Source organism: Noviherbaspirillum sp. (genome assembly GCF_036563305.1).
Taxonomy (GTDB): domain Bacteria; phylum Pseudomonadota; class Gammaproteobacteria; order Burkholderiales; family Burkholderiaceae_D; genus Noviherbaspirillum.
In genome coordinates, this window is the sequence record NZ_DATCMQ010000006.1 from 33,579 (window position 1) to 53,922 (window position 20,344).

Genomic DNA, 20,344 nt, shown 5'->3' on the forward strand with positions numbered 1-20,344 from the left:
CCCCCTGGTCAGGCGCTGTAGCGTTCGATGTTGCAGATGGTGGTCTTGGTTTCCTGCATCATGGTCACCGAGTCGTAGCCGTAGGTCGTCGCGGTATTGACCGCCTCGCCGCGCACCACCGGCGCGGCGCCTTCGGGGTAGTACTCGAGCATGTCCTTGCCCTGCCACCATCCGGAGAAGTGGAAGGGGATGAACGCGGTGTCCGGGCCGACCCGCGGCGTGACCAGGGCCTTGACCTTGAGGCGCGCGCCGGTGGGTGTCGAGACCACCACGTATTCGCCGTTGCGGATGCCGCGCTGGGATGCCGCCTGCGGGTTGATCTCGACGAAGGCATCCTGCTGCAGTTCCGCCAGCCACGGGTTGGAACGGGTTTCCTCGCCGCCGCCTTCGTACTCCACCAGGCGGCCGGAGGTCAGGATGATCGGGAATTTCTCGTACATCTTCGTCTCGATGTTCTTCTGCTGCACCGACTTGTACAGCGTCGGCAGACGCCAGAAGGCCATCTTATCGTCGTGCGTCGGGTACTTGGCGACGAGGTCCGGCCGCGTGCCGTACAGCGGCTCGCGGTGCAGCGGCACCGGGTCGGGGAAGTTCCAGACCACCGCGCGTGCCTTGGCATTGCCGAAGGGATGGACGCCGTGCACCTTCAGGCAGACGCGCTGGATGCCGCCGGACAGGTCGGTCTTCCAGTTCTTGCCTTCGGCCGCCTTCTTCTCGGCCTCGGTCAGGTCGTCCCACCAGCCCAGCTTCTTCAGCAGCACATGGTCGAACTCCGGATACCCGGTGGTGATGTCCGATCCCACCGAATGCACGCCGTCCTCCGCCAGCAGGTTGACGCCCTCGCGCTCCACCCCGAAGTTGGCGCGGAAACAGCCGCCGCCGTCCATCACGTGCCTGGTCGTGTCGTACAGGTTCGGCGAGCCGGGATGCTTCAGTTCGGCGGTGCCGAAGCAGGGCCAGGGCAGGCCGAAGTAGTCGCCGGTGAGGTCGTAGCCGGTGGCGGCATCCTTGCCGCCCTTGCACTTGAGGGTCTTGACGTCGAACATGTGCATGTTGCGCATGTGCGCCTTCAGCCGTTCCGGCGACTGGCCGGTGTAGCCGATGGTCCAGGTGCCGCGGTTGATCTCGCGCAGCATGTCTTCCGGCTCGGGTTCCATCATGCCGCCCTTGCCGGGCACCAGCTTGATCTTGGCGACCAGCTCCTTGCCGAAGCCGAGCTTTTCCGCCAGTTGGTACATGATCATGTGGTCGGTGCGCGACTCGAACAGCGGCTCGATCACCTTCTCCCGCCACTGCAGGGAACGGTTGGACGCGGTGACCGATCCCGAGGTCTCGAACTGCGTCGCCGCCGGCAGCAGGTACACCGCGCGCTTCGGGTTGAGTTCCTGGCCGTCGACCTTCATTGCCGCCATGGCCGCCGTGGCGGAAGGGTAGGGGTCGATCACCACCAGCAGGTCGAGCTTGTCCAGCGCCTTCTTCATCTCGAGCCCGCGCGTCTGCGAGTTCGGGGCGTGCCCCCAGAACACCACTCCCCGCACATTGCTGTCCTGGTCGATCAGCTCGTTCTTCTCCAGCACGGCGTCGATCCAGCGCGACACCGTGGTGCCGGACTTTTCCATCATCGCCTGCGACGCGTACTGCTTCTTGATCCACTCGTAGTCGACGCCCCAGGCCGCCGCCCAGTGCTTCCACGAGCCGGTCGCCAGGCCGTAATAGCCGGGAAGCGAGTCGGGATTGGGGCCGACGTCGGTCGCGCCCTGCACGTTGTCGTGGCCGCGGAAGATGTTCGCGCCGCCCCCGGCGACGCCGATGTTGCCGAGCGCAAGCTGCACGATGCAGGAGGCGCGCACCATCGCGTTGCCGATCGAGTGCTGGGTCTGGCCCATGCACCATACCAGCGACGAGGGGCGGTTCTTGGCCATCGTCTCCGCCGCCTTGTAGACCTCGGCTTCCGGCACGCCGCAGGCTTCCTCCACCACCTCCGGCGTCCACTTCATCACTTCTTCCCGCACCTTGTCCATGCCGTAGACGCGGTCGTTGATGTACTGCTTGTCTTCCCAGCCGTTCTTGAAGATGTGGTACAGCATCCCGTACAGGTAGGGGATGTCGGTGCCGGAACGGATGCGCACGTACTGGTCGGACTTGGCGGCGGTACGCGTGTAGCGGGGATCGACCACGATCACCTTGGTGCCGTTCTCCTTCGCATGCAGCATGTGCAGCATCGACACCGGATGCGCCTCGGCGGCATTGGACCCGATATACATGATCGCCTTGGCGTTCTGCATATCGTTGTAGCTGTTGGTCATCGCGCCATAGCCCCAGGTGTTCGCGACGCCGGCCACGGTGGTCGAGTGGCAGATGCGGGCCTGGTGGTCGGTGTTGTTGGTGCCGAAGAACGACACGAACTTGCGCAGCAGCGCTGACTGTTCGTTGTTGTGCTTGGACGAGCCGATGAAGAACAGGGAGTCGGGGCCGCTGGCTTTCTTCAGTTCCAGCATCTGCGCGGAGATTTCGTTCAGCGCCTGGTCCCAGCTGATGCGCTGGTACTTGCCGTTGACCAGCTTCATCGGATATTTCAGCCGGTATTCGCCGTGACCGTGCTCACGCAGCGCAGCGCCCTTGGCGCAGTGGGCGCCGAGGTTGATCGGCGAGTCGAACACCGGTTCCTGGCGTACCCATACGCCGTTCTCCACCACGGCGTCGACCGCGCAGCCCACCGAGCAGTGGGTGCAGACGGTGCGCCGGACCTCGATCTTGCCGCCGGCCGGATTGCCGCTCGCGGCCTCGGCTTTCCGGATCAGGTTGAGCTGGGACGCGGCGATGCCGGCGCCGATGCCGATGCCTGAGCGTTTCAGGAAGGTGCGCCGGTCCATGGTGGGCAGCGCGCGCGACAGGCTGTCGGCGAGGCTGGAAACAAAACGGTCGGGCGAGCGCAGCCCTGCCTGCCCTTTGCGGGTTAACAGCATGGTCATCTCCGGAGTCGGTTAGATGGTGGTGGTGCGGTAGTACTTCTTGATGTGCTCGCTCAGGCGGTAGCCGGTGCCCGCCGGTTCCTTCGGCGCGGTGGCCAGCGGTACTTCCGTCTTCGAAGCGATCTTTGCGGCGATGCCGGCTGCGGCGGCTCCGCCCAGGGCGGCGAAGAAGGTGCGCCGCTTGATCTTGGACTGTTCAGGCATGCTTGTCTCCTCGGCAGGGTGCTCCTGCGCTTGGTTTGTCTGGCAACTTCCGTGCGCTACATGCAAATCTGGTTCTTGTGCCGGATGCCGCTTCAGCTTCTTATCTTTTCAAGTTAGCACACTTCCCTCGCGCTTTCCATGACGCCAGCCGGCGGCGGAAAAAGTTTTTGACGCGGCATGAATTTTTTTCACGCCATGTCGAATGCCTGCGCCTCCACCTCGAAAAACCGGCGCGCCAGTTGTGCAACGCGGGAATAGAACACCGCCTGCGGATGGTGGGCGATCGCATCGCACATCTCGCCGGCCCAGGGCTGAAGATGGGTCTGGAAAAACTGCTTCTGCGTCGCGAGGTTGGCGTGTCGGACGTCGTCCGACGCGATCAGGTACCGCATCACCTCGCACAGCGCAGCGATGTGGTCCTCGCTCTCCGGCATGCTCTCGCTGCGGGCCAGGCCGAGCGCCGCAAGGTCATCCCGCAGTGCAGCAAGCGGCTTCTCCATCAGGAAGCCGGACAGGTAGTAGGACGCGTACAGCATGAGCTCGGGCTTGCCGACCCCAATGAACAGGTGCTCGTATTCGTCCCGCACCTTTTGCGCGCCAGCCTCCCGGCAGGCGTCGCCCAGGTCGTTCCAGGCATGCTGCAGCGCGCCATCGCCGGCGGAAGGATAGTCGGCGATCATGCCGAGCAGTTCCTGGCCGGGAGGCGCATAGAACAGCTGCGCCAGCAGGCCGTACAGGTCCGCGCGCGCCGTCTCCTCGCCCTGGTCGGGCGCTTCGAATCTCAACGGCTGGCTCGAGGTGGAAGTCGTCATCGGATCACCGTTTCAGGTCGAGGATGCTGGTTTCGCGACCACCCTGCATCATGTCGATCACGCGGCAGTCGCCGCACATCTTGATGCGGTCCAGGTTGCCGGCGAATGCGCCGTGGCCCGCCAGCCGGGTCAGCATGTTCTCCACCATCTGCAGCGTGCCGAACGGCTTGGCGCAGCGGATGCAGTGGAAGGGCTGAGCCTCGTTGAGCACCACCCGCTGCTTCGCCCGCTCGTCCAGCAGCAGGCGGGGCGCCAGGCTGATGGCGTTCTCCGGGCAGGTCTTTTCGCACAGTCCGCACTGCACGCAGTTCTGCTCGATGAAGCGCAGCTGCGGCAGGTTGGGGTTGTCGATCAGCGCCGATTCGGGACAGGCGCCGACGCAGGACATGCAGAGGGTACAGGCCGACGTATTGACGCGGATGGCCCCGAAGGGCGCACCGGCGGGCAGCGGAATTTCGGTCGCCGGCGCCGGCGCATGCTTGAGCAGGTGATCGAAGACGAATTCCAGTGTGTTGCGCTTGTCGGCGGCGATATTCCAGGTCGCCGCCAGCGCCGGCACCGTCGCGGGCTGCGGCCGCTGCAATTCGCGGTCCAGCGCCAGCGGGTCCGACGCGCGCAGCAGCACCACGTGCCGGCCTTGGTAGCCGAGCGCGTTCAGGATGACCTGCGCGATCTCCGCCTGCTGTTCCAGCGCCTCCAAGTACTGCGGCGCTTCCTCGCCGGTAGCCAGCAGCATGACGTTGGTCGCACCGTAGGCAATCGCGCTGAGCCAGACATCGATGCCGGTGGAGGCGACATGGTGCAGGTCGACCGGCATCACGCGCGCGGGCAGGCCGTGCGCGGCCTTGCTGCCGGCCAGCCGGCCGAGCTGTTCGACCAGGAGCGCCCCCTGCTGCTGGCTGTGCAGCAGCAGCGCGGGCTGTCGTCCCCCGGCCCGCGCATACGTGGCGAGCATGGTCTTCAGGCGCAGCCCGATGTCGGCGGGGCGCGGATAGGCATAGGTCAGCGCGCCGGAGGGGCATACCGTGGTGCAGGCGCCGCAACCTGCACAGAGGTTGGGATTGACCTTGATGCGGTCGCCGTCATGGTCGATCGCTGCGGTCGAGCAGATGTCGATGCAGGCATTGCAGCCGGTCTTGCGATTGCGGCCGTGGGCACAGAGTTTTTCCTTGTAGACAAAGAACTTCGGCTTGGTGAACTCGCCTGTCATCTGCGACAGCTGCAGCGCGTGCTCCGCTTGCCGGAGCACGTCGGCGCCGGGCGCAAAGTAACCTTGCGGCGGCTGGTGCAGGCTGATCAGCGGCTGGTCGGACAGGTCGAACACCAGGTCGAACGCGGCCTCGCGCTGCTGCGCCTCGCGGTTGAAATCGATGGCGCCGATCGCGCTGCAGGCCTTCATGCAGTCGCGGTGCGCAGTGCAGGCGTCGAGGTTGATCTGGTAGCTGAGGTCGATCGCGCCCTCCGGGCATGCCGCGATGCAGGCGTTGCAGCGGGTGCAGAGTTCGAGGTCGATCGGATTGGCCTGCTGCCATTGCACCTTGAACGCGCCGAGCCAGCCGGAGACGCGGACACGGTCGCCGGAGAAGGTCGGAAAGCGCCGTTCCAGCAGCGGCTCGCCGCCGTGCCCGGACGTCAGCAGCATGCTGACGTCGAGCTCGCCGCCGAGCCGCTTCGCCCACGGCAGCACGCGCTCGGACGGGCCGATCAGCAGCACATTGCCGCCGGAGACATAGTTCACTTCCGGCACCGGATCCGGGTCGGGCAGGGCGGCGGCGGCCAGCAGCGCCGCCATCTTCGGCACGGCCTGGCCGGCCTGCCTGCCCCAGCCGCCGGTCTCGCGGATGTTGACGAAGCGGAGGGGCGCGCCGGCCTGCCGTTGCTCCGCCAGTTCGGCGAACAGCGCCCGTTCCTGGGTGCAGGCGACCACTGCGGGCTGTCCGCTTTCGAGCGTCTCCAGGTAGCTGCCGACCTCTCGCCGGCACAACTGGGTCGCGGGCTGCAGCGCCTCGGTGCCGAGGGCCTGGCCGAGCGTGGCGCCGGCGGCCGCATCGAGCGGCATGGTGCGATTGCAGCTGCAAACTTTAAATTGGGTTGGCATCGTCCTGCTGTCCTTCCGTCTTCGACTGTGCGGATGGTTGACCCTGTTCCGCTTGTTTCACCTGTTCCGCCTGTTCGCCGCCTTCGTCCGCACCGGCGGCCTGCAGGTCCGGCTTCCGGGCCTGCTCCGGCAGCTGCGCCTGTTCCGGAGGCTTCCGGTCATCGGGCGCGCCGAGCGCGTCAATCAGCCGCATCGCCGGATGCTGCAGGTGCGCCAGCGGATCGAGCAGCGCCTTCGCATGGTTGAGCGCCGACAGCACATGGGCGGGAATCGGGGTGAATGTGTTGTAGTCCTCGATGTAGACGTCGAGCCCGTCCATCACGTTGAACTGCGGATCGGCAAACAGCTTCTTCATTGCAGCGCGCCGCACGTCCTCGTCGACGCCGCGGGCAACGAAACGCGTGAAGTCGGAATCGACGCTGAGTTGCCCGACCTCGTCCATCGTCGGCGGCGCCGGCGGGGCCGCGCCCGACGAACTGGCCGGCCCCTGCGTCGCCTCGCGTTGTTCGGCACTGCGCTGGTCGTCAATGCGCTTTTCCGCATTGCGCTTTTCCCAGCGTGCGAAGAAGCTTTCAGCTTCCATCCTGCTCTCCTTCCGCGCGCGCCATCTGGTCCACGCCGGCGCCTCCCTCGAAGGACGGCTTGCGGCGCTTGCGCTTCGGTTCGGGCCGGTAGTATTCCTGCACGAAGGCATTGAGGCGTTCGATGATGGCCGGCGACGCCGGCAGCGTATCCACCTGTTCGCCGCCGTCCATCAGCCGCGCCGCCTGGTTGTAGGACAGGGTGACCTGTTTCGGGACCGCGACTTCCGCGCCGTCGACGCCTTCCAGCCGCCACATCACGAACCAGCAGGGCTGCGGCGCGTCGGCATTGAGGAAATAGCCTTCCGCCTCGTCGCGGTAGAGCTTGACGTCGAAGCCGCCGAACAGCCAGCGGGTGTCGGCCTCGTCATTGCGCAGGCAGCGGCGGTCCACGCCTGCAAGCAGCGGATCGGCCGTGACTTCGACCGGCTTCCATTGATACGGCTGCCAGCGGCTGGCGAGCGGGGTACGCTGCATGACCACGGCAATCGCGAGGGATTCTGTCTCCATCTTTTCTGTGGCTACCTGTGCTGACCCGGTGGCTGATGTTTCTGTAATAGTGCGCCAAAATCCGGAACGCTGCACAGGTTTCCGTTTCCGCCGGCCCAACCACAGCCTGACAGGGGTTTGCTATCCCCGCCGTGTCATTCGACAAGCAAAGCGGCAAGGACATACAATCTCCTGCGCCGCGGCCGGCGGTCGTGGCCGCGCGACCTGCCGGAGCCTTGCTTCCTGCCAACGCGCGCCGGCGCACCGGGCAACCGACGCGACCATCTCTATCTGCAGCCATCGGACTATGACGATCGATCCTACACACATTACCGGCCTGGTCCTTGCCGGCGGACGCGGAACCCGGATGGGCAGCGTCGACAAGGGACTGCAGACGTTCCGCGGCGGCCCGATGGTGCTGCAAGTGATCATGCGGCTGGCGCCGCAGGTCGGTACCATCATCATCAACGCCAACCAGAACCTCGGCCCCTACGAAGGCTTCGGCTATCCGGTCTGGCCGGACCAGCTCGGCGGCTTCGAAGGACCGCTCGCCGGACTGCAGACCGGGCTCGCGCGCTGCGATACCGGCTACCTGGTCACCGTGCCCTGCGACTCGCCATTCCTGCCCGCCGACCTGGTCGAGCGCCTGGCCGACGCCCTGGACGATGCCGACGCCGAACTTGCGGTCGCGGTCACCGAGGAAGAGGGGCGCCGACAACCGCAGCCGGTGTTCTGCCTGATGCAGGCGGGCGTGCTGCCCAGCCTGAACGCCTTCCTGCAGGACGGCGGCAGGAAGATCGACAAGTGGTACCGCTCGCTGCGCTTTGTCGAGGTGCCGTTTCCCGATCCGGATGCCTTCCGCAATATCAACACCGTCGACGAGCTGCGCCGGTTCGAGCAATCCTGACCTTCCTACGCCATGTCCATTCCCCGCCTCTCCGACGTCATCAGCTGCCTGTCCGACTACGATCCGGATGCCGTGCCGGTGGCGCAGGCGCAGCAGATCATCCGCGACTTCGTCACGCCCATCCATGCGGTGGAGAAGCTGGCGCTGCGCAGCGCCCTGGACCGGGTGCTGGCCGAGGACATCGTGTCGCCGATCGACGTGCCCCAGCACGACAATTCGGCGATGGACGGCTACGCGTTCGCCGGTGCGGCCCTTGAAGCCGGGGCGTCGCTGACGCTGAAGGTGGTGGCCACCGCCTATGCCGGCAACGGCTACGACGGCGCGGTGGGCAGCGGCGAGTGCGTGCGCATCATGACCGGCGCGCCGATGCCGCGCGGCTGCGACACCGTGGTGCCGCAGGAATTCACGCGCGAGGCGACCGCGACCGCCGTCACGATTCCCGCCGGCGCGGTGAAGACCGGCGACAACCGCCGGTTCCGGGGAGAGGACCTGGAAGCCGGCAAGCCGGCGCTGGCAAGGGGCAGGGTAATCCGTCCCGCCGACCTCGGACTGCTTGCCTCGCTCGGCATTGCCGAAGTGCCGGTGCAGCGCCGCCTGCGCGTGGCGTTCTTTTCCACCGGCGACGAACTGCGCTCGATCGGCGAGCCGCTCGATGCGGGCAGCGTCTACGACAGCAACCGCTACACCTTGCACGGCATGCTCACCCGCCTCGGTTGCGAGCTGATCGACATGGGGGTGGTGAAGGATGAGCCGGCGTTGCTGGAGGCTGCCTTCCGCAGCGCCTGCGAGAATGCGGACGCCGTGATCACCACCGGCGGCGTGTCGGTCGGCGAGGCGGACTACACCCGGCAGATGATGGCGACGCTCGGCGAAGTCAGCTTCTGGAAGATCGGCATGCGTCCCGGCAGGCCAATGGCCTTCGGCCGCATCGCCTCGAACGGACGCAGCGCCTATCTGTTCGGCCTGCCGGGGAATCCGGTGGCGGTGATGGTGACCTTTTACTTCTTCGCGCGCAATGCGCTGCTGCGGATGATGGGCGCACAGGAGACGCCGCTACCCGTGCTGCGCGCCGAATCGCAATCCGCGATCCGCAAGAAGCCGGGCCGCACCGAGTACCAGCGCGGCATCCTCTCGGTCGGCGACGACGGCATACGCCGGGTGCGAACCACCGGCGCGCAGGGATCCGGCATCCTGCGCTCGATGGTCGAGGCCAACTGCATGGTGGTGCTGGGCGACAGCCAGGGGACGGTGCAGCCGGGCGAGATGGTGGACGTGGTGGTGTTCGAGGGGCTGGTGTGAAGGCGGGCGGCGCACCGGTTGTGCCCGCCGCTGGCCGGCGCCGTCAAGGGCATGCCTACCTGCACTGCTGCGTGTAGGTTTCCTTCATCATCGAGATCACCTGCGGGCGGGTTGCGTTCCAGGACTTGACCGGCATGTTGCCGGCCTCGCACTTCAGTTTCGCTTCCGACGGCTGCGCTTCCGGATGCAGCTTCATCAGGCCGGAGAGCGCCTTGCAGTACTGGCCGGCGTCCTTCTTGCGCAGCGCTTCGTCGCGCTGGGCGCGCAGTTCCTGGAACTCGGCGCAATCCTCCGCGCGGGCCGGGGCGGCGGCCGTGAACGCGGATGCTGTCGCCGCCAGTATCGTCAGCAGCAGGGTTTTTCTCATCCTGCGCCTCTCCTGAAAAAAACCGCATTGTACTTGCCCGGCCTGGCTCAGTGCCTGAACCCCTGCTGCGCGTCCGCCACCGCCTGGGCCCGCGTGAGAGCGAACGTACTGGTGCCCAGCCAGCGCCACAGGTTCTGTGCATCCCGCTCAGGACCCTCGATGCGCAGCATGCGCGTGCGGCAGGCTTCGCGCGGTGCCAGGTCGCCGCGCCAGACCTCGGTCAGCGTGCGCACGCTGGCATGCACCAGCAGCGTCAGTTCGCGGCCGGGATCGTCGCGGCACAGGTCGGCGACACCATCCTCGACCACCAGCCACCAGTAACGCTCGCCGGCGCGGGCGTCGGGGAGATGGAAGTGGACGACCACCGGGTGCGGCGGAAATTCCGTCACGCGCACCGAGCGCCGGACATCCCACATCAGCAGCGCCGCGTCCAGTTCATCGTCCCGCAGGTCGCTGCCGACCCAGCGCGCGCCCCAGTGCCCCAGGGCCATGATGATGGGGCGCAGTTCTTCGCCGGCTTCCGTCAGGCTGTATTCCCAGACCTTGCCGCTGGCGTGGCGACGCACGATGCCCACGCCTTCCAGTTGCCGCAGCCGCTCCGCGAGCAGGCTGGTCGACATGCGCGGCACGCCGCGCCGGAGGTCGTTGAAGCGCTTGCTGCCGCAAAGCAGCTCCCTCACCACCAGCGGCGTCCACCTGCCGCCGAGCACTTCGGCGGCGCGCGCCACCGTGCAGAACTGACCGTAGCTCTCTTCCATGGCTGCCTCCACGCGGACGACAAACGCTTCAGATTCTGGACTGGACACCAGGGGTGGTCAAGCGCAGCCTGTGCCCTCGCATCGCTGTTTTCCCCGTCGCGGCATCACAGTCTTGCCGCGCGGCTTTTCCCACCCGTGACTGAATTGGAGAATGCAATGAGTGCAACAACCGAGATAGACCGGACCACGGAAATGACGCCGGAAATGCAGGCGCTGAAGACCAAGCTGAAGGCTACCTGGATGTCGGGCGACTACGGCCATTTCGCCACCTACCTCGCGCCCGGCGCGCTGGATTTTCTTGCGGGACTGTCGATTCCCCCCGGCACCCGGATGCTGGATGTCGCCTGTGGCGCGGGACAGATCGCGATCCCGGCGGCGAAGGCGGGCGTGCAGGTGACAGGGGTCGACATCGCCGCCAACCTGATCGAGCAGGCGCGCGCGCGGGCGGCGGCAGAAGGCATAAACGCGCAGTTTGACGAAGGCGACGCCGAGGCGCTGCCGTATCCGGACGGCGCGTTCGATGTCGTGGTCAGCCTGATCGGCGCGATGTTCGCGCCCCGCCCCGAGCTGGTGGCCGCCGAGCTGATCCGCGTCTGCCGTCCCGGGGGCCGGATCGTGATGGCGAACTGGACGCCCGAAGGCCATGTCGGCCAGATGTTCAAGATCATCGGCAAGCATGTGCCGCCGCCGGCGCTGATGCCGTCGCCGCTGAAATGGGGCGACGAGGCGACCGTGCGCGAGCGCCTGTCCAACGGCACCACCGGCCTGACGGTCACCCGCCGCACCTATCCGATGACCTATCCGTTCCCGCCGAAAGCCGTCGCGGACTTCTTCTGCACCTACTACGGTCCCACGGTGCGCGCCAAGGCCGCGCTCGATCCCGCGGGGCAGGATGCCTTGTTGGGCGACCTGGCGCAGCTCTGGCAGGCCAACAACCGGGCACAGGACGACACCACCCATGTCGAGGCCGAGTACATCGAGGTGAGTGCGACGCGCGCCGGCTGAACGTCCGTCGATGCGTGCCGCTCCGCCCGCTGTGCGGCCCCGTTTCTGGCATAAAATGTTTCGCCGGCGACAGTCCATGTTGGACGTCGCTACGCGCATTTTCGCCGGGGCGACAGGATGGACGACAGGCAGCACAGCGGGACCGCCGAGCAGCACTTCTATTCTTCGGGCAGCAGCCGTGTCGGGACCGCCCGCCGCTGGAACTGGATCTGCTGCGCGGGCATCCTCGTCACCATCGCGCTGGCGATGCGCCAGTCGCCGGACCGGCTCCTCACGATCGCGGCGCTGGTCCTGTTCGGCGCCGGGCTCTTCGAGCTGCTGCTCCGGCGGCAGCTCAAGCCCGGCCGCCCGCTGGTCACGCTGAGCGCGGAAGGCCTGGCGTCACCGCGACTGACCGGCAAATCCAGGCGCTACCGCTGGGACGAAATCGACAGCATCGGTTTCGAGCAGGTCCAGGGGGTCCCCCATCTGCAATTGCGCCTGTCCCCCGCCAGCGGCAGGCGCGACCGGCGCGGCTTCTGGACCGGCGTCAATCCGGCGCGTCCGGCCATCAACCTCGCGCCGTTCTCCAGGGAAGACCAGGACCGGCTGTTCGAGGCAGTGACCCTGCGCCTGCAGTTCTTCGGCGGCGGGCTGCAGCCGGTTGCCAACCCGCTCGCCGAGGAACGGGCATTCCAGGCGCGGCTGAAAGCCCTCGCACCCACCCTCTGGGTCACCTATGCCCTCGTGGCGACCAATGTGCTGGTCTGGGCCATCACCCTCAATCTCGGCGCCGACGTGATGCATGCCGCCGCTTCCCAGGCGCTGGACTGGGGCGGCAATGCCGCCTCCGAGGTGCAGCGCGGCGAATGGTGGCGGCTGCTGACGGCGACCTTCCTGCATAGCGGCGTGCTGCACCTGCTGATGAACATGGCCGGCCTGATCGGCGCCGGCGTCACCGTGGAACGGATCTACGGCCACCGGCTGTTCGCGCTGATCTACCTCGGCGCCGGTCTGACCGGCAGCGCGCTGAGCCTGCATTTCTCCGCCCAGCAGTCGGTATCGGTCGGCGCTTCCGGCGCGGTCTTCGGCGTGGCCGGTGCGCTGCTGGTGGCCGTCCTGCAGCATCGCGACAAGCTGCCCAAGATGTTCGGCAAGCAGACGCTGACCAGCATCGGTTTCTTCGTCGTCTATTCGCTGGTGCAGGGCCTCGGCAGGCAGGGGATCGACAACGCCGCGCACGTGGGCGGCCTGATCGGCGGCTGCCTGCTTGCCTGTGTCCTGCCGGAGCGATTCGATGCCGCGCATTTCCACCGGCAGTTCCGGACCAGGGCCGCCGCCGCCGTCGCCCTCGTCGCGGCGCTCACCGTCGGCGTTGCTGCCACCGCGCCGGCTGCGGCGGTCGACCAGCGCCGGGCGTTCGACGGCATTGCCCAGTTCGAGTCGGGCATGGCGCGCCTGAAGGGGGCATTCAAGGTCCTGCAGGAGGATGAGCAGGCGGTGAAGAACGGCGCAATGCCGGAAAGCGAAATGGATGAAAGAACCCGTCGCGTGCACGCACCGGTATTCCGGAAGCTGCACGCGGACCTTGCGGCCATCTACATGCGTCCGGGCGACCCGCGGGAGCCGCTGGTGCAGGACCTCGCCAGGACGGCCGAGCTCCTGGCCGAAATGCTGGCGATGGATTCGGTTGTCGATGCGGATGGCAAATTCCACCCGGTCGATCCGCAGCGGGCAAGCGCGATCGAGGACGAGATGCAGCAGTTGAACGAGCGGATGCAGAAACGGGCGGCGGCGGCAAAGGCCGGGCAAAAAAGCTAGCCAGGCCGCCGGTGCCGCCCGCGGGAAGATGCAGACAGGGCGGTGCGGAATGCCCGCAGGTACTGCCCCGCGTGCCCCGCGCCGCCACGTCGTCCTAGTGCTTGGTGTTGTGCGCCTGTATGTGCTCCAGCAACTGCTGCGCGCCGAAATGCGTGTAGTCCTTGTTGATTTCCAACTTCACCGCCGATTCCACCTCCGCATCGAGCAGCTTGCGTACCGCGCCCAGGAACTGCGGCGATATCACCAGCGACAGCTGGTCGAAGCGCCCGTCGCGCCGCGCCTTGAGCAGGTACTCGGCAAGGTCACGCGCAAACAGCTCCGCCTGCTGCTTGTCCGGCGTCACCGGCGGCTCGTACTGCTTGTTGGGCACCGCGCCACCCGTGTTGTGCATGCTCTTTGTGCCGGAAGTCGGACCGATCTTGTCCGTCTCGTTCTCCATGTCCTGGGTACGCAGGCGCGCCCCCTCGTTGACCATGTCGTCGATTTCCTGCAAGGCCGCGTTCGCCGTGTCCTGCGAGAAGATTCGTGCCCGACTTGCGTTCGCTGAAACAATCCAGTTTGCACCCATAACGTGTCCTCTTAATACTCAGGAAAGAAAGTTTCGATGGTCGAAGCGGCGGAATTGTTCCGTGTGCCGGATGCTGCGCGGTGCCCAGGCGATCCGGTGCTTCACGAGCAATGCTTTCCAGCCATGGACCGGCTTGCGCCGATGCGGCTTTTCAGTCGGCGCTACACTTACCCTTTCCCGACAAGAAGGAGAGGCGCATGACGCCGCAAGCACTGCTGGAACACCTGGACCATGGCCGCCTTTGGCCGCATGCCCCCGGGGAGGTCGGCGGCCCGGCGCTACCCGCCGCCTACCAGCAGGCGCTGGCGGTGCGCCGCCTGCGCATCGCGCGCGGCGAGCGGCCGGCCGGCTTCAAGATCGGTTTCACCAATCGCACCATCTGGTCCCGTTACCAGGTCTTCGGGCCGATCTGGGGGACCGTGTGGAACACGACGCTGCGCACCTGCGAGGGGCAGGGCGTGATCGACCTGGCCACTACCTGCCAGCCGAGGATCGAGCCGGAGGTCGTGTTCGGCATGCGGACACGGCCCGAAACCGACGCCGGCATGGATGCGCTGTTCGATGCGATCGACTGGACCGCGCCCGGCTTCGAGGTGGTGCAGTCGCACCTGCCGGAGTGGCGCTTCACCGCGCCGGACACCGTCGCCGACAGCGGCCTGCATGCGTCGCTGCTGGTCGGCACGAAGATCCCGGTCAGGCATGTTGCAGGGAGTGCGGCAGCACTCGACCGTTTCCTTGCCGCCGCCACCGTCGGGCTGTACGAGGGCGGGCGGCTGGTGGAAGAGGGCCGCGGCGGGAACGTGCTCGACAGCCCCCTGCGTGCCCTGCAGCACTTCCTTGCCGAGCTGCGCGCCTGTCCCGGCGCGCCGGACCTGGAAGCCGGCGATGTCGTCACGACCGGCACCTGGACCGATGCCTGGCCGTTGCGCAGCGGCCAGGAATGGCAGGCGCGATTCACGCCGCCGCTCGGCATGCTGTCGGCCCGCATCGCCTAGCGGGCGCGCGCCGCTATCCGCGCAATGCAGCCGGCGTCACGCCGAACGCGCGCTTCACCAGCTTGCGCAGCGCGGTGCCGTCCTGGTAGCCCACCTCCGCCGCAATCGCCTCGATCGACAGCGTCGTGCTCTCGATCAGGTGCGATGCGCGCAGCAGGCGCCGCCGCTGGATGAACTTCACCGGCGACACCCCGGTCGCGGCGTCGATACGGCGGGCCAGGGTCTTCGGCGATACGGCCAGCGCGGATGCCAGCGCGGTGACGCTGATCGCCTCCGAGAGATGCGCGTCGATCCAGCGCTCGGCGGCGATGACGGTCGGATCGACCTGCTGCGCGCGGGCCTGCATCATGTAACGCGCCTGCGAGGGCCGCTGGTCGATCAGCAGGTAGCGCGAGCAGAGGTGGGCAACCGACTCGCCCATGGATTCCGCAACGATGGCCAGCGCCAGGTCAAGTTGCGCGAAGGCCGAGCCCGCCGAAAGGAAGCGGCCGTCGCGCACCAGCATCCTGGTCTCGTCCAGTCGCACCGCCGGATGCCGGGCGCGAAACAGTCCGGCCAGCCACCAGGTCATGGTCGCCTGGCGACCGTCGAGCAGGCCGGAACGCGCAAGCAGGAACACTGCCGAGCAGGACGCGCCGATGCGGGTCGCCTCCGGCGCGCGCCGCAGCAGGTCCATCGCCGCGAGCGCATCCTTCTGCGCAAGCCGCGTGTCGATCGCCGCGTCCGACACCAGCCCCAGGCCCGGAACGATGATCCAGTCGGGTCGCAAGGCGCCGCCCGTCCGCGCCGCAGCCGACGCACTGTTCATGGCCTTCGCCGGCGCCATCGCCGTCACGACCTCCGGGAAGCGCAGGTCCGTCGTCATCCGCATGCCGCCACCCGTCGTCACCGTCTTCCGGTGGCCGGCCACCAGGACGCGCAGCTTGCCGCCCTTGCCGCTGTTCTGCTGGAACGCCTGCCCGCTGCGCAGCGTATCGAGGGTGATGGCAAGGCTGGAATCCATCACACCGTCCAGCACCAGTACCAGGATCGTCTTCATCTGTCCATTTTGACATGAAAAATGTCAGAAAAGGATATCTCCCGTGCCTCGGTCCGGGGGCAGACTGGCGGGGTCGTACAAGGGTTCCGGCTTCCGATTTCCAACGAAACAGCCACCGACACAGCCCGCGCAGGTCCGGGCAGGATGTGTGCCGTCAAGGAGAAGACATGCAACAGACTTACCAGGGTTCCTGCCATTGCGGCCGGGTGCGATTCGAACTCCGGGCCAGGCTCGGACACGTCACCGAGTGCAGCTGTTCGCTTTGCCGGCGCCGCGCGGCGTTATGGCATGGCGCGGCAGATGGGGATCTCCGCCTGCTGTCGGGCGAGAGCGAGCTGACGCTGTACCAGTACCTTACCCACACGGCCAGGCATTATTTCTGCCGTCACTGCGGCATTCATCCGTTCGCCCGGCCGCGCCTCGATCCGGGGATGTGGGTCGTGAACCTGCGCTGCATCGACGGCATCGATGCTGCCGCCCTCACCGTGCATCAATTCGACGGCGAGCACTGGGAAGAGGCGGCGCAGGCCTTCCTCGCCGCACGACGGGCGGTGTCGGCACGGCAGGAGGCGGGCACGACCCCGGCTGATACGGCCGGCTAGGCCTCGCAGACGCGCGTTCAGCCCTTCTTCAGTTCCTTCATGAACTCCGCGAAGTGCGGCCGGAAGGAAGCGAACAGCGGGTGATCGCGGTTCTCCAGCATCACCTCGCTGAACAGCTTCAGTCCCACGCCCAGCGCGGTGGCAGCCTCGGGCGTGAAGTCGGTGCGCTGGCGCATGCGCTCCACGATCGCAAAGATGTCGTCATGGTTGCCGACTTCAAACTGCAGCGGCGGACGGTCGGCGGGATTGCCGTCAGGATCGGCAAGATGGTGCAGGGTTACCTGGTAGCGATGTTGTTTCATGGGATGGGTTGCGGGTATCGGAGGAAGCATTTCATTGTGCATGAAAGCCTTCGTTGCTGCCGGCGCCCTCAGGCTTGCCGGAACTGGGCAATCGTGTCGAGCACATTGCGCGTCGCCTGGTCGAGCGTGGACGCGCTGCGGTGAGCGACGCCGACATGGCGGAGCAGGGCAGGCGCCAGCGGTACGACCCGGATCCCCTGCATCTTGCTCAGCTCGACTTTCACCGCATGCTCCAGCGGCAGCACCGCGGCGCCGTAGCCCGCCGCCACCAGGCTCTTCATGGCCTCGGTGTAGTTCAGCTCGATCCGGGCGCGCGGGCTGCAGCCGGCGGCCGCGAACCATTCCATCGTCAGCCGGTACATCTGCGTGCTGGCGTCATTGAAGATCAGCGGCTTCGCCGCCAGCCACTCGGCCGACACCTTTTTCGGCGCCTTCCACTGCGCGGGAAGATACGCGACCATCGGGTCGCTGCGCCAGTGACTGACCACAATGCCGCGCGGCTTCGCCATCGGCGTCGCCACCAGCCCGATATCCAGCGTCCCCTGCTCGAGCCGCGCCATCGTCTCCGACGATCCGAGGATGCTCACCTCCACGTCGATCTCCGGAAACGCGCGCTCCATCTCCTTCAGCACCCGCGGCAGCAGGTTGACCACCACCCCGGTCGACGTCCCCAGCCGCACCCGCCCGACCCGTCCTTCGACATGCCGCTTCACCGCATCCAGCGTATCGTCCGCGTCCCGCAGCAGCCGCCGCGCCCGCTCGATCAGCACCGCCCCGATCGCCGTCGGCAGCACCCTGCGTCCACCGCGCACCACCAGCGCCGCACCCAGGCGCGACTCCAGCTCGCTGACGTGCAGGCTCACCGTCGGCTGCGCGAGGTGCAGCGCGCCGGCCGCCGCCGAAAAGGTACCAAGGTCGGCAATCGTCACCAGCGTCCGCAGCTGGTCGAGGTTCAGTTCGCGCATCAGAAAACCTGATAGTAAGGTTCAGAAATCTCAACTTCCATAATACCGCAACGAATCCGAGAATATCTCCAACTTCAAGGGAGGTGACATCATGTGGACGCAGACAGCGGGGTGGTTGGCGAAGGTGTTGGGCAGGACGCAGGCGGGTCTCGCCAGGCAGGAGCGGGAGCTGCGGGGGATGAGTGGACGGGAATTGAATGACTTGGGCATTGGGGCGGGGGAGATTCCGCATGTTTTGAAATACCGTGCGGGTCGCGAGTCGAAGGCCGGGACTGTGGCAGGCAAGTGAACGCATCCGAGGCGCCGCCCCTCATCCGTTCCGATGGGGGTAACGCGAATTCGACGGTTCGCTGGGCGAAGCAAATGCGCTTGTCGTGCCGGCGTGGGATCTGCAAGCGGCCATCAAGCGCGTAGGGCAGCGCCGCCGCCCGCAGGACGCTTTCAGCAATTTTCCAGTCCCACGGCAGTCGGGCAGTCCCGTTTTCCGACGCCGGGCCGGTACGGCGGAAAAATGCGCGCAAGACCGATCACATTCCGGCGCAAGGCCTTGGGACGGAACTATGGCCCGCTCAGCCGCACTCAATATGGCCTGCTCCGAAGAGCCTGTCATCCTTCTTTCGCAATCCAACGCCAGCCCAAGATGCTTCCGACCCCGATATCAACGACGCCATTTCCGCAATCGCACGTTGCAGCGAATCAGAGCAGCCGTCCATTCGACGCTGTCAAAGACCCAACCTGTACGTACGCAAGGGCAAGCTCCGGCGGGAGACTGCTGCCATTTGAAGTGACCTACTATCTGCCGGTAGCCGAAAGCCCGGATTGCGTCGCATTGAGGAATGCCTGCGCCGGAACCGGTCTTGAGATCAGCAACCGACCTCACATGCAACGTCGCTTGCAGTCCGTCCTGTTTCCGGAAGCATGGATCGTTTCTCCCGGAGAGAACGTCGCTGACAGCGCGCATTACCAACGGAGCCACAAAGCCATCACGGATACGTTTACGGATGAAGAATGCCGTGCCATTACAAAATGGACGGACGTCGAGAACGCTTATACGGCCGACTTGAATACCGCCCTGTCGCACTATACCGCGACAGGGCAGAAGACGTGGATTCAAGATCCTGACAATATGGAGCTTGGCCTCGATGTTCTGGTCGAAGAGAGGATGCTAACCGGAGTGCTGGCCAAACTGCCTCAATGTCGCAGCAGGACGTTACGTATCGCGCACGTGACCGATCCCCAATTCACGGACGTCTATCCCGGGAAGATTTATCCGGGGCAGCTTGCATCCAACTATCCGAGATTCATGTCGACGTCGGGACATCGCATTCAAAATGACGACGTCCTCGATGCATTCGACGGAAGCAAAGACGAAAACGCAGTCGTGTACGAGTTCATCGCCACGTCAGGTAAGCCGCTCGGGGAAGAATTGAACGAAGCGGACGCCGAAGAAAAAGAATTCCTGTTCCATCCTTCGTGCGTATTCATGCTTGCGGCGACAGCAAAGGCAGTACCTGCACAAGACGGAGCGTCTACGCGGGTTGCAGCGATCTACGTTGAAGTCGCGGGACACGATGCACGGCAGGTCCGCAATTTATATACGGGAGAATTCCCACCTCGTCGCTAACTGGCGGCGCAGCAGGCACGGGCGACACGACGTTGACAGAACCGCACTCTGCGCGATGACCTGCACGGGATTCCATGGCCAGCGCGGTGTGGGCAGATGCGTTTGGCGCTCGATGCCGCCCGAGAGAACTATGGGCTGCGGCATCCTGAGCGTCGCGTAAGAAGTGTCGCCGGCGCACGAGAGTGGCCGGAACACGCATAGAAATGAAAAGGGGCAGCAGTCTTTACTCTGCTACCCCTTGAATTCGCTGGTGGGTCGTGAGTGGCTCGAACACTCGACCTACGGATTGAGAGTCCTACCCGCTACCTCCTCGCCAGACCAAGCCAGCTCTCAAGACCGGAAGAGAAAATGTCCAATACTTTGGCGAGATGGGCCGGCCGGAAACCCGCAAAAATTCTAAGGCCGCTATCTCTTATTGGACGCCTCGTATTGTGGCCAGCCTCCTTAGCCGCACTGGGCCTTTTCGCAAACGTGATAGATTCTGGCGGATAAATGCAGCCGGAATGGAAGAAAAGCGATGGCTTGGTACGCATATTTGATGGAATTGGGGTTGAGCAAACACGACGTGGTTTTGCTCGAACTTTGCCCAATTGGCGCTGCGGTTGGCAGTTGGGCAAATATCGGTTTGATGCGACTGGATCCGTATCGATTCCCGGGCGCTAAAGACGCGCGGTTCGCAAGACCGAGGACCGCTGTGGTAAGGCTCGGATGGATGGTGAATAGGATTATGCTCGGCGCACTATTGGGTGGCCTCCTTGCACTATATTTCGTCGGTACATTACAGCCAAATGTCACCACAATCGCGAAGCTCACGGCGCTATCTGTCCTGATTGGCTACGCTGCACCTAAAATTTGGTTAGCGCAAGAAAGGGTAGTTACGGAGAATGTCGTCGCTAGGCTGGAAGATGCGCTGAGAAGGGGTGGAAACAATGTGGAAATTGGGGCCGCTATACAACC

General features: G+C 65.7%; 19 protein-coding genes. 7 read left to right on the forward strand and 12 right to left on the reverse strand.

The genetic code is table 11. The features are described 5' to 3' along the window. Positions 1-8: 8 nt before the first annotated feature. The 6 genes from VIM12_RS03545 to VIM12_RS03570 form a co-directional block, all read right to left on the reverse strand. Positions 9-2,966: a formate dehydrogenase subunit alpha gene (locus VIM12_RS03545; protein WP_331940239.1), complete on the reverse strand. Its 2,958-nt coding sequence runs from the start codon at positions 2,964-2,966 to the stop codon at positions 9-11. Positions 2,967-2,984: 18 nt separating this feature from the next. After that, positions 2,985-3,176 carry a hypothetical protein gene (locus tag VIM12_RS03550; RefSeq protein ID WP_331940240.1) on the reverse strand — a complete coding sequence of 64 codons (192 nt, stop codon included), beginning with the start codon at positions 3,174-3,176 and terminating at the stop codon, positions 2,985-2,987. A gap of 188 nt (positions 3,177-3,364) precedes the next feature. Next, positions 3,365-3,988 carry a TorD/DmsD family molecular chaperone gene (locus VIM12_RS03555; protein WP_331940241.1) on the reverse strand — a complete coding sequence of 208 codons (624 nt, stop codon included), beginning with the start codon at positions 3,986-3,988 and terminating at the stop codon, positions 3,365-3,367. A gap of 4 nt (positions 3,989-3,992) precedes the next feature. After that, the gene (locus VIM12_RS03560) at positions 3,993-6,086 is read right to left on the reverse strand and encodes a 4Fe-4S binding protein (protein WP_331940242.1); all 2,094 of its coding nucleotides are present in this window, start codon (positions 6,084-6,086) and stop codon (positions 3,993-3,995) included. Continuing rightward, the gene (locus VIM12_RS03565; protein WP_331940243.1) at positions 6,070-6,669 is read right to left on the reverse strand and encodes a DUF3306 domain-containing protein; all 600 of its coding nucleotides are present in this window, start codon (positions 6,667-6,669) and stop codon (positions 6,070-6,072) included. The genes VIM12_RS03560 and VIM12_RS03565 overlap by 17 nt, the downstream gene beginning before the upstream one ends. Continuing rightward, positions 6,659-7,177, reverse strand: coding sequence for a DUF3305 domain-containing protein (locus VIM12_RS03570; RefSeq protein ID WP_331940244.1), 519 nt, complete (start codon positions 7,175-7,177; stop codon positions 6,659-6,661). Before VIM12_RS03570 ends, VIM12_RS03565 begins: the two co-directional genes overlap by 11 nt. A 286-nt stretch (positions 7,178-7,463) precedes the next feature. Between VIM12_RS03570 and mobA the strand changes: the two genes are divergently transcribed. Together mobA and glp are read left to right on the forward strand one after the other, a co-directional pair. Further along, on the forward strand, positions 7,464-8,063 hold the full coding sequence (mobA, locus tag VIM12_RS03575) for a molybdenum cofactor guanylyltransferase MobA (RefSeq protein WP_331940245.1): 600 nt from the start codon (positions 7,464-7,466) through the stop codon (positions 8,061-8,063). 12 nt (positions 8,064-8,075) lie between these two features. Beyond that, positions 8,076-9,362, forward strand: a complete 1,287-nt coding sequence (glp, locus tag VIM12_RS03580; protein WP_331940246.1) for a gephyrin-like molybdotransferase Glp — start codon at positions 8,076-8,078, stop codon at positions 9,360-9,362. A 55-nt stretch (positions 9,363-9,417) separates the two neighbouring features. On the opposite strand, the gene VIM12_RS03585 is transcribed toward glp, so the two are convergent. Together VIM12_RS03585 and VIM12_RS03590 are read right to left on the reverse strand one after the other, a co-directional pair. After that, on the reverse strand, positions 9,418-9,729 hold the full coding sequence (locus tag VIM12_RS03585; RefSeq protein ID WP_331940247.1) for a hypothetical protein: 312 nt from the start codon (positions 9,727-9,729) through the stop codon (positions 9,418-9,420). Between the two features lie 47 nt (positions 9,730-9,776). Beyond that, positions 9,777-10,487 carry a helix-turn-helix domain-containing protein gene (locus tag VIM12_RS03590; protein WP_331940248.1) on the reverse strand — a complete coding sequence of 237 codons (711 nt, stop codon included), beginning with the start codon at positions 10,485-10,487 and terminating at the stop codon, positions 9,777-9,779. A 156-nt stretch (positions 10,488-10,643) separates the two neighbouring features. On the opposite strand from VIM12_RS03590, the gene VIM12_RS03595 reads away from it, so the two are divergent. Both VIM12_RS03595 and VIM12_RS03600 read left to right on the forward strand, forming a co-directional pair. Next, positions 10,644-11,492 (forward strand): class I SAM-dependent methyltransferase, encoded by an 849-nt coding sequence (locus tag VIM12_RS03595; RefSeq protein ID WP_331940249.1) that lies wholly within the window; start codon positions 10,644-10,646, stop codon positions 11,490-11,492. 117 nt (positions 11,493-11,609) lie between these two features. Continuing rightward, positions 11,610-13,292, forward strand: a complete 1,683-nt coding sequence (locus tag VIM12_RS03600; RefSeq protein ID WP_331940250.1) for a rhomboid family intramembrane serine protease — start codon at positions 11,610-11,612, stop codon at positions 13,290-13,292. A gap of 94 nt (positions 13,293-13,386) precedes the next feature. Here the strand turns inward: VIM12_RS03600 and VIM12_RS03605 are convergent, their stop codons facing one another. Beyond that, positions 13,387-13,860: a host attachment protein gene (locus VIM12_RS03605; protein ID WP_331940251.1), complete on the reverse strand. Its 474-nt coding sequence runs from the start codon at positions 13,858-13,860 to the stop codon at positions 13,387-13,389. A gap of 197 nt (positions 13,861-14,057) precedes the next feature. Between VIM12_RS03605 and VIM12_RS03610 the strand changes: the two genes are divergently transcribed. Beyond that, positions 14,058-14,855: a hydratase gene (locus VIM12_RS03610; RefSeq protein WP_331940252.1), complete on the forward strand. Its 798-nt coding sequence runs from the start codon at positions 14,058-14,060 to the stop codon at positions 14,853-14,855. 13 nt (positions 14,856-14,868) lie between these two features. Here the strand turns inward: VIM12_RS03610 and VIM12_RS03615 are convergent, their stop codons facing one another. Further along, the gene (locus tag VIM12_RS03615) at positions 14,869-15,894 is read right to left on the reverse strand and encodes a GlxA family transcriptional regulator (RefSeq protein ID WP_331940253.1); all 1,026 of its coding nucleotides are present in this window, start codon (positions 15,892-15,894) and stop codon (positions 14,869-14,871) included. A 167-nt stretch (positions 15,895-16,061) separates the two neighbouring features. Between VIM12_RS03615 and VIM12_RS03620 the strand changes: the two genes are divergently transcribed. Then, positions 16,062-16,496: a GFA family protein gene (locus tag VIM12_RS03620; protein ID WP_331940254.1), complete on the forward strand. Its 435-nt coding sequence runs from the start codon at positions 16,062-16,064 to the stop codon at positions 16,494-16,496. 17 nt (positions 16,497-16,513) lie between these two features. Here the strand turns inward: VIM12_RS03620 and VIM12_RS03625 are convergent, their stop codons facing one another. After that, entirely contained in the window at positions 16,514-16,798 is a 285-nt protein-coding gene (locus VIM12_RS03625) for a DUF3861 domain-containing protein (protein ID WP_331940255.1), read from the reverse strand. A gap of 68 nt (positions 16,799-16,866) precedes the next feature. Then, positions 16,867-17,763: a LysR family transcriptional regulator gene (locus VIM12_RS03630; protein ID WP_331940256.1), complete on the reverse strand. Its 897-nt coding sequence runs from the start codon at positions 17,761-17,763 to the stop codon at positions 16,867-16,869. A gap of 784 nt (positions 17,764-18,547) precedes the next feature. Between VIM12_RS03630 and VIM12_RS03635 the strand changes: the two genes are divergently transcribed. Continuing rightward, complete coding sequence (locus VIM12_RS03635) at positions 18,548-19,387, forward strand: hypothetical protein (protein WP_331940257.1); 840 nt, start codon at positions 18,548-18,550, stop codon at positions 19,385-19,387. Positions 19,388-20,344: the final 957 nt, after the last annotated feature.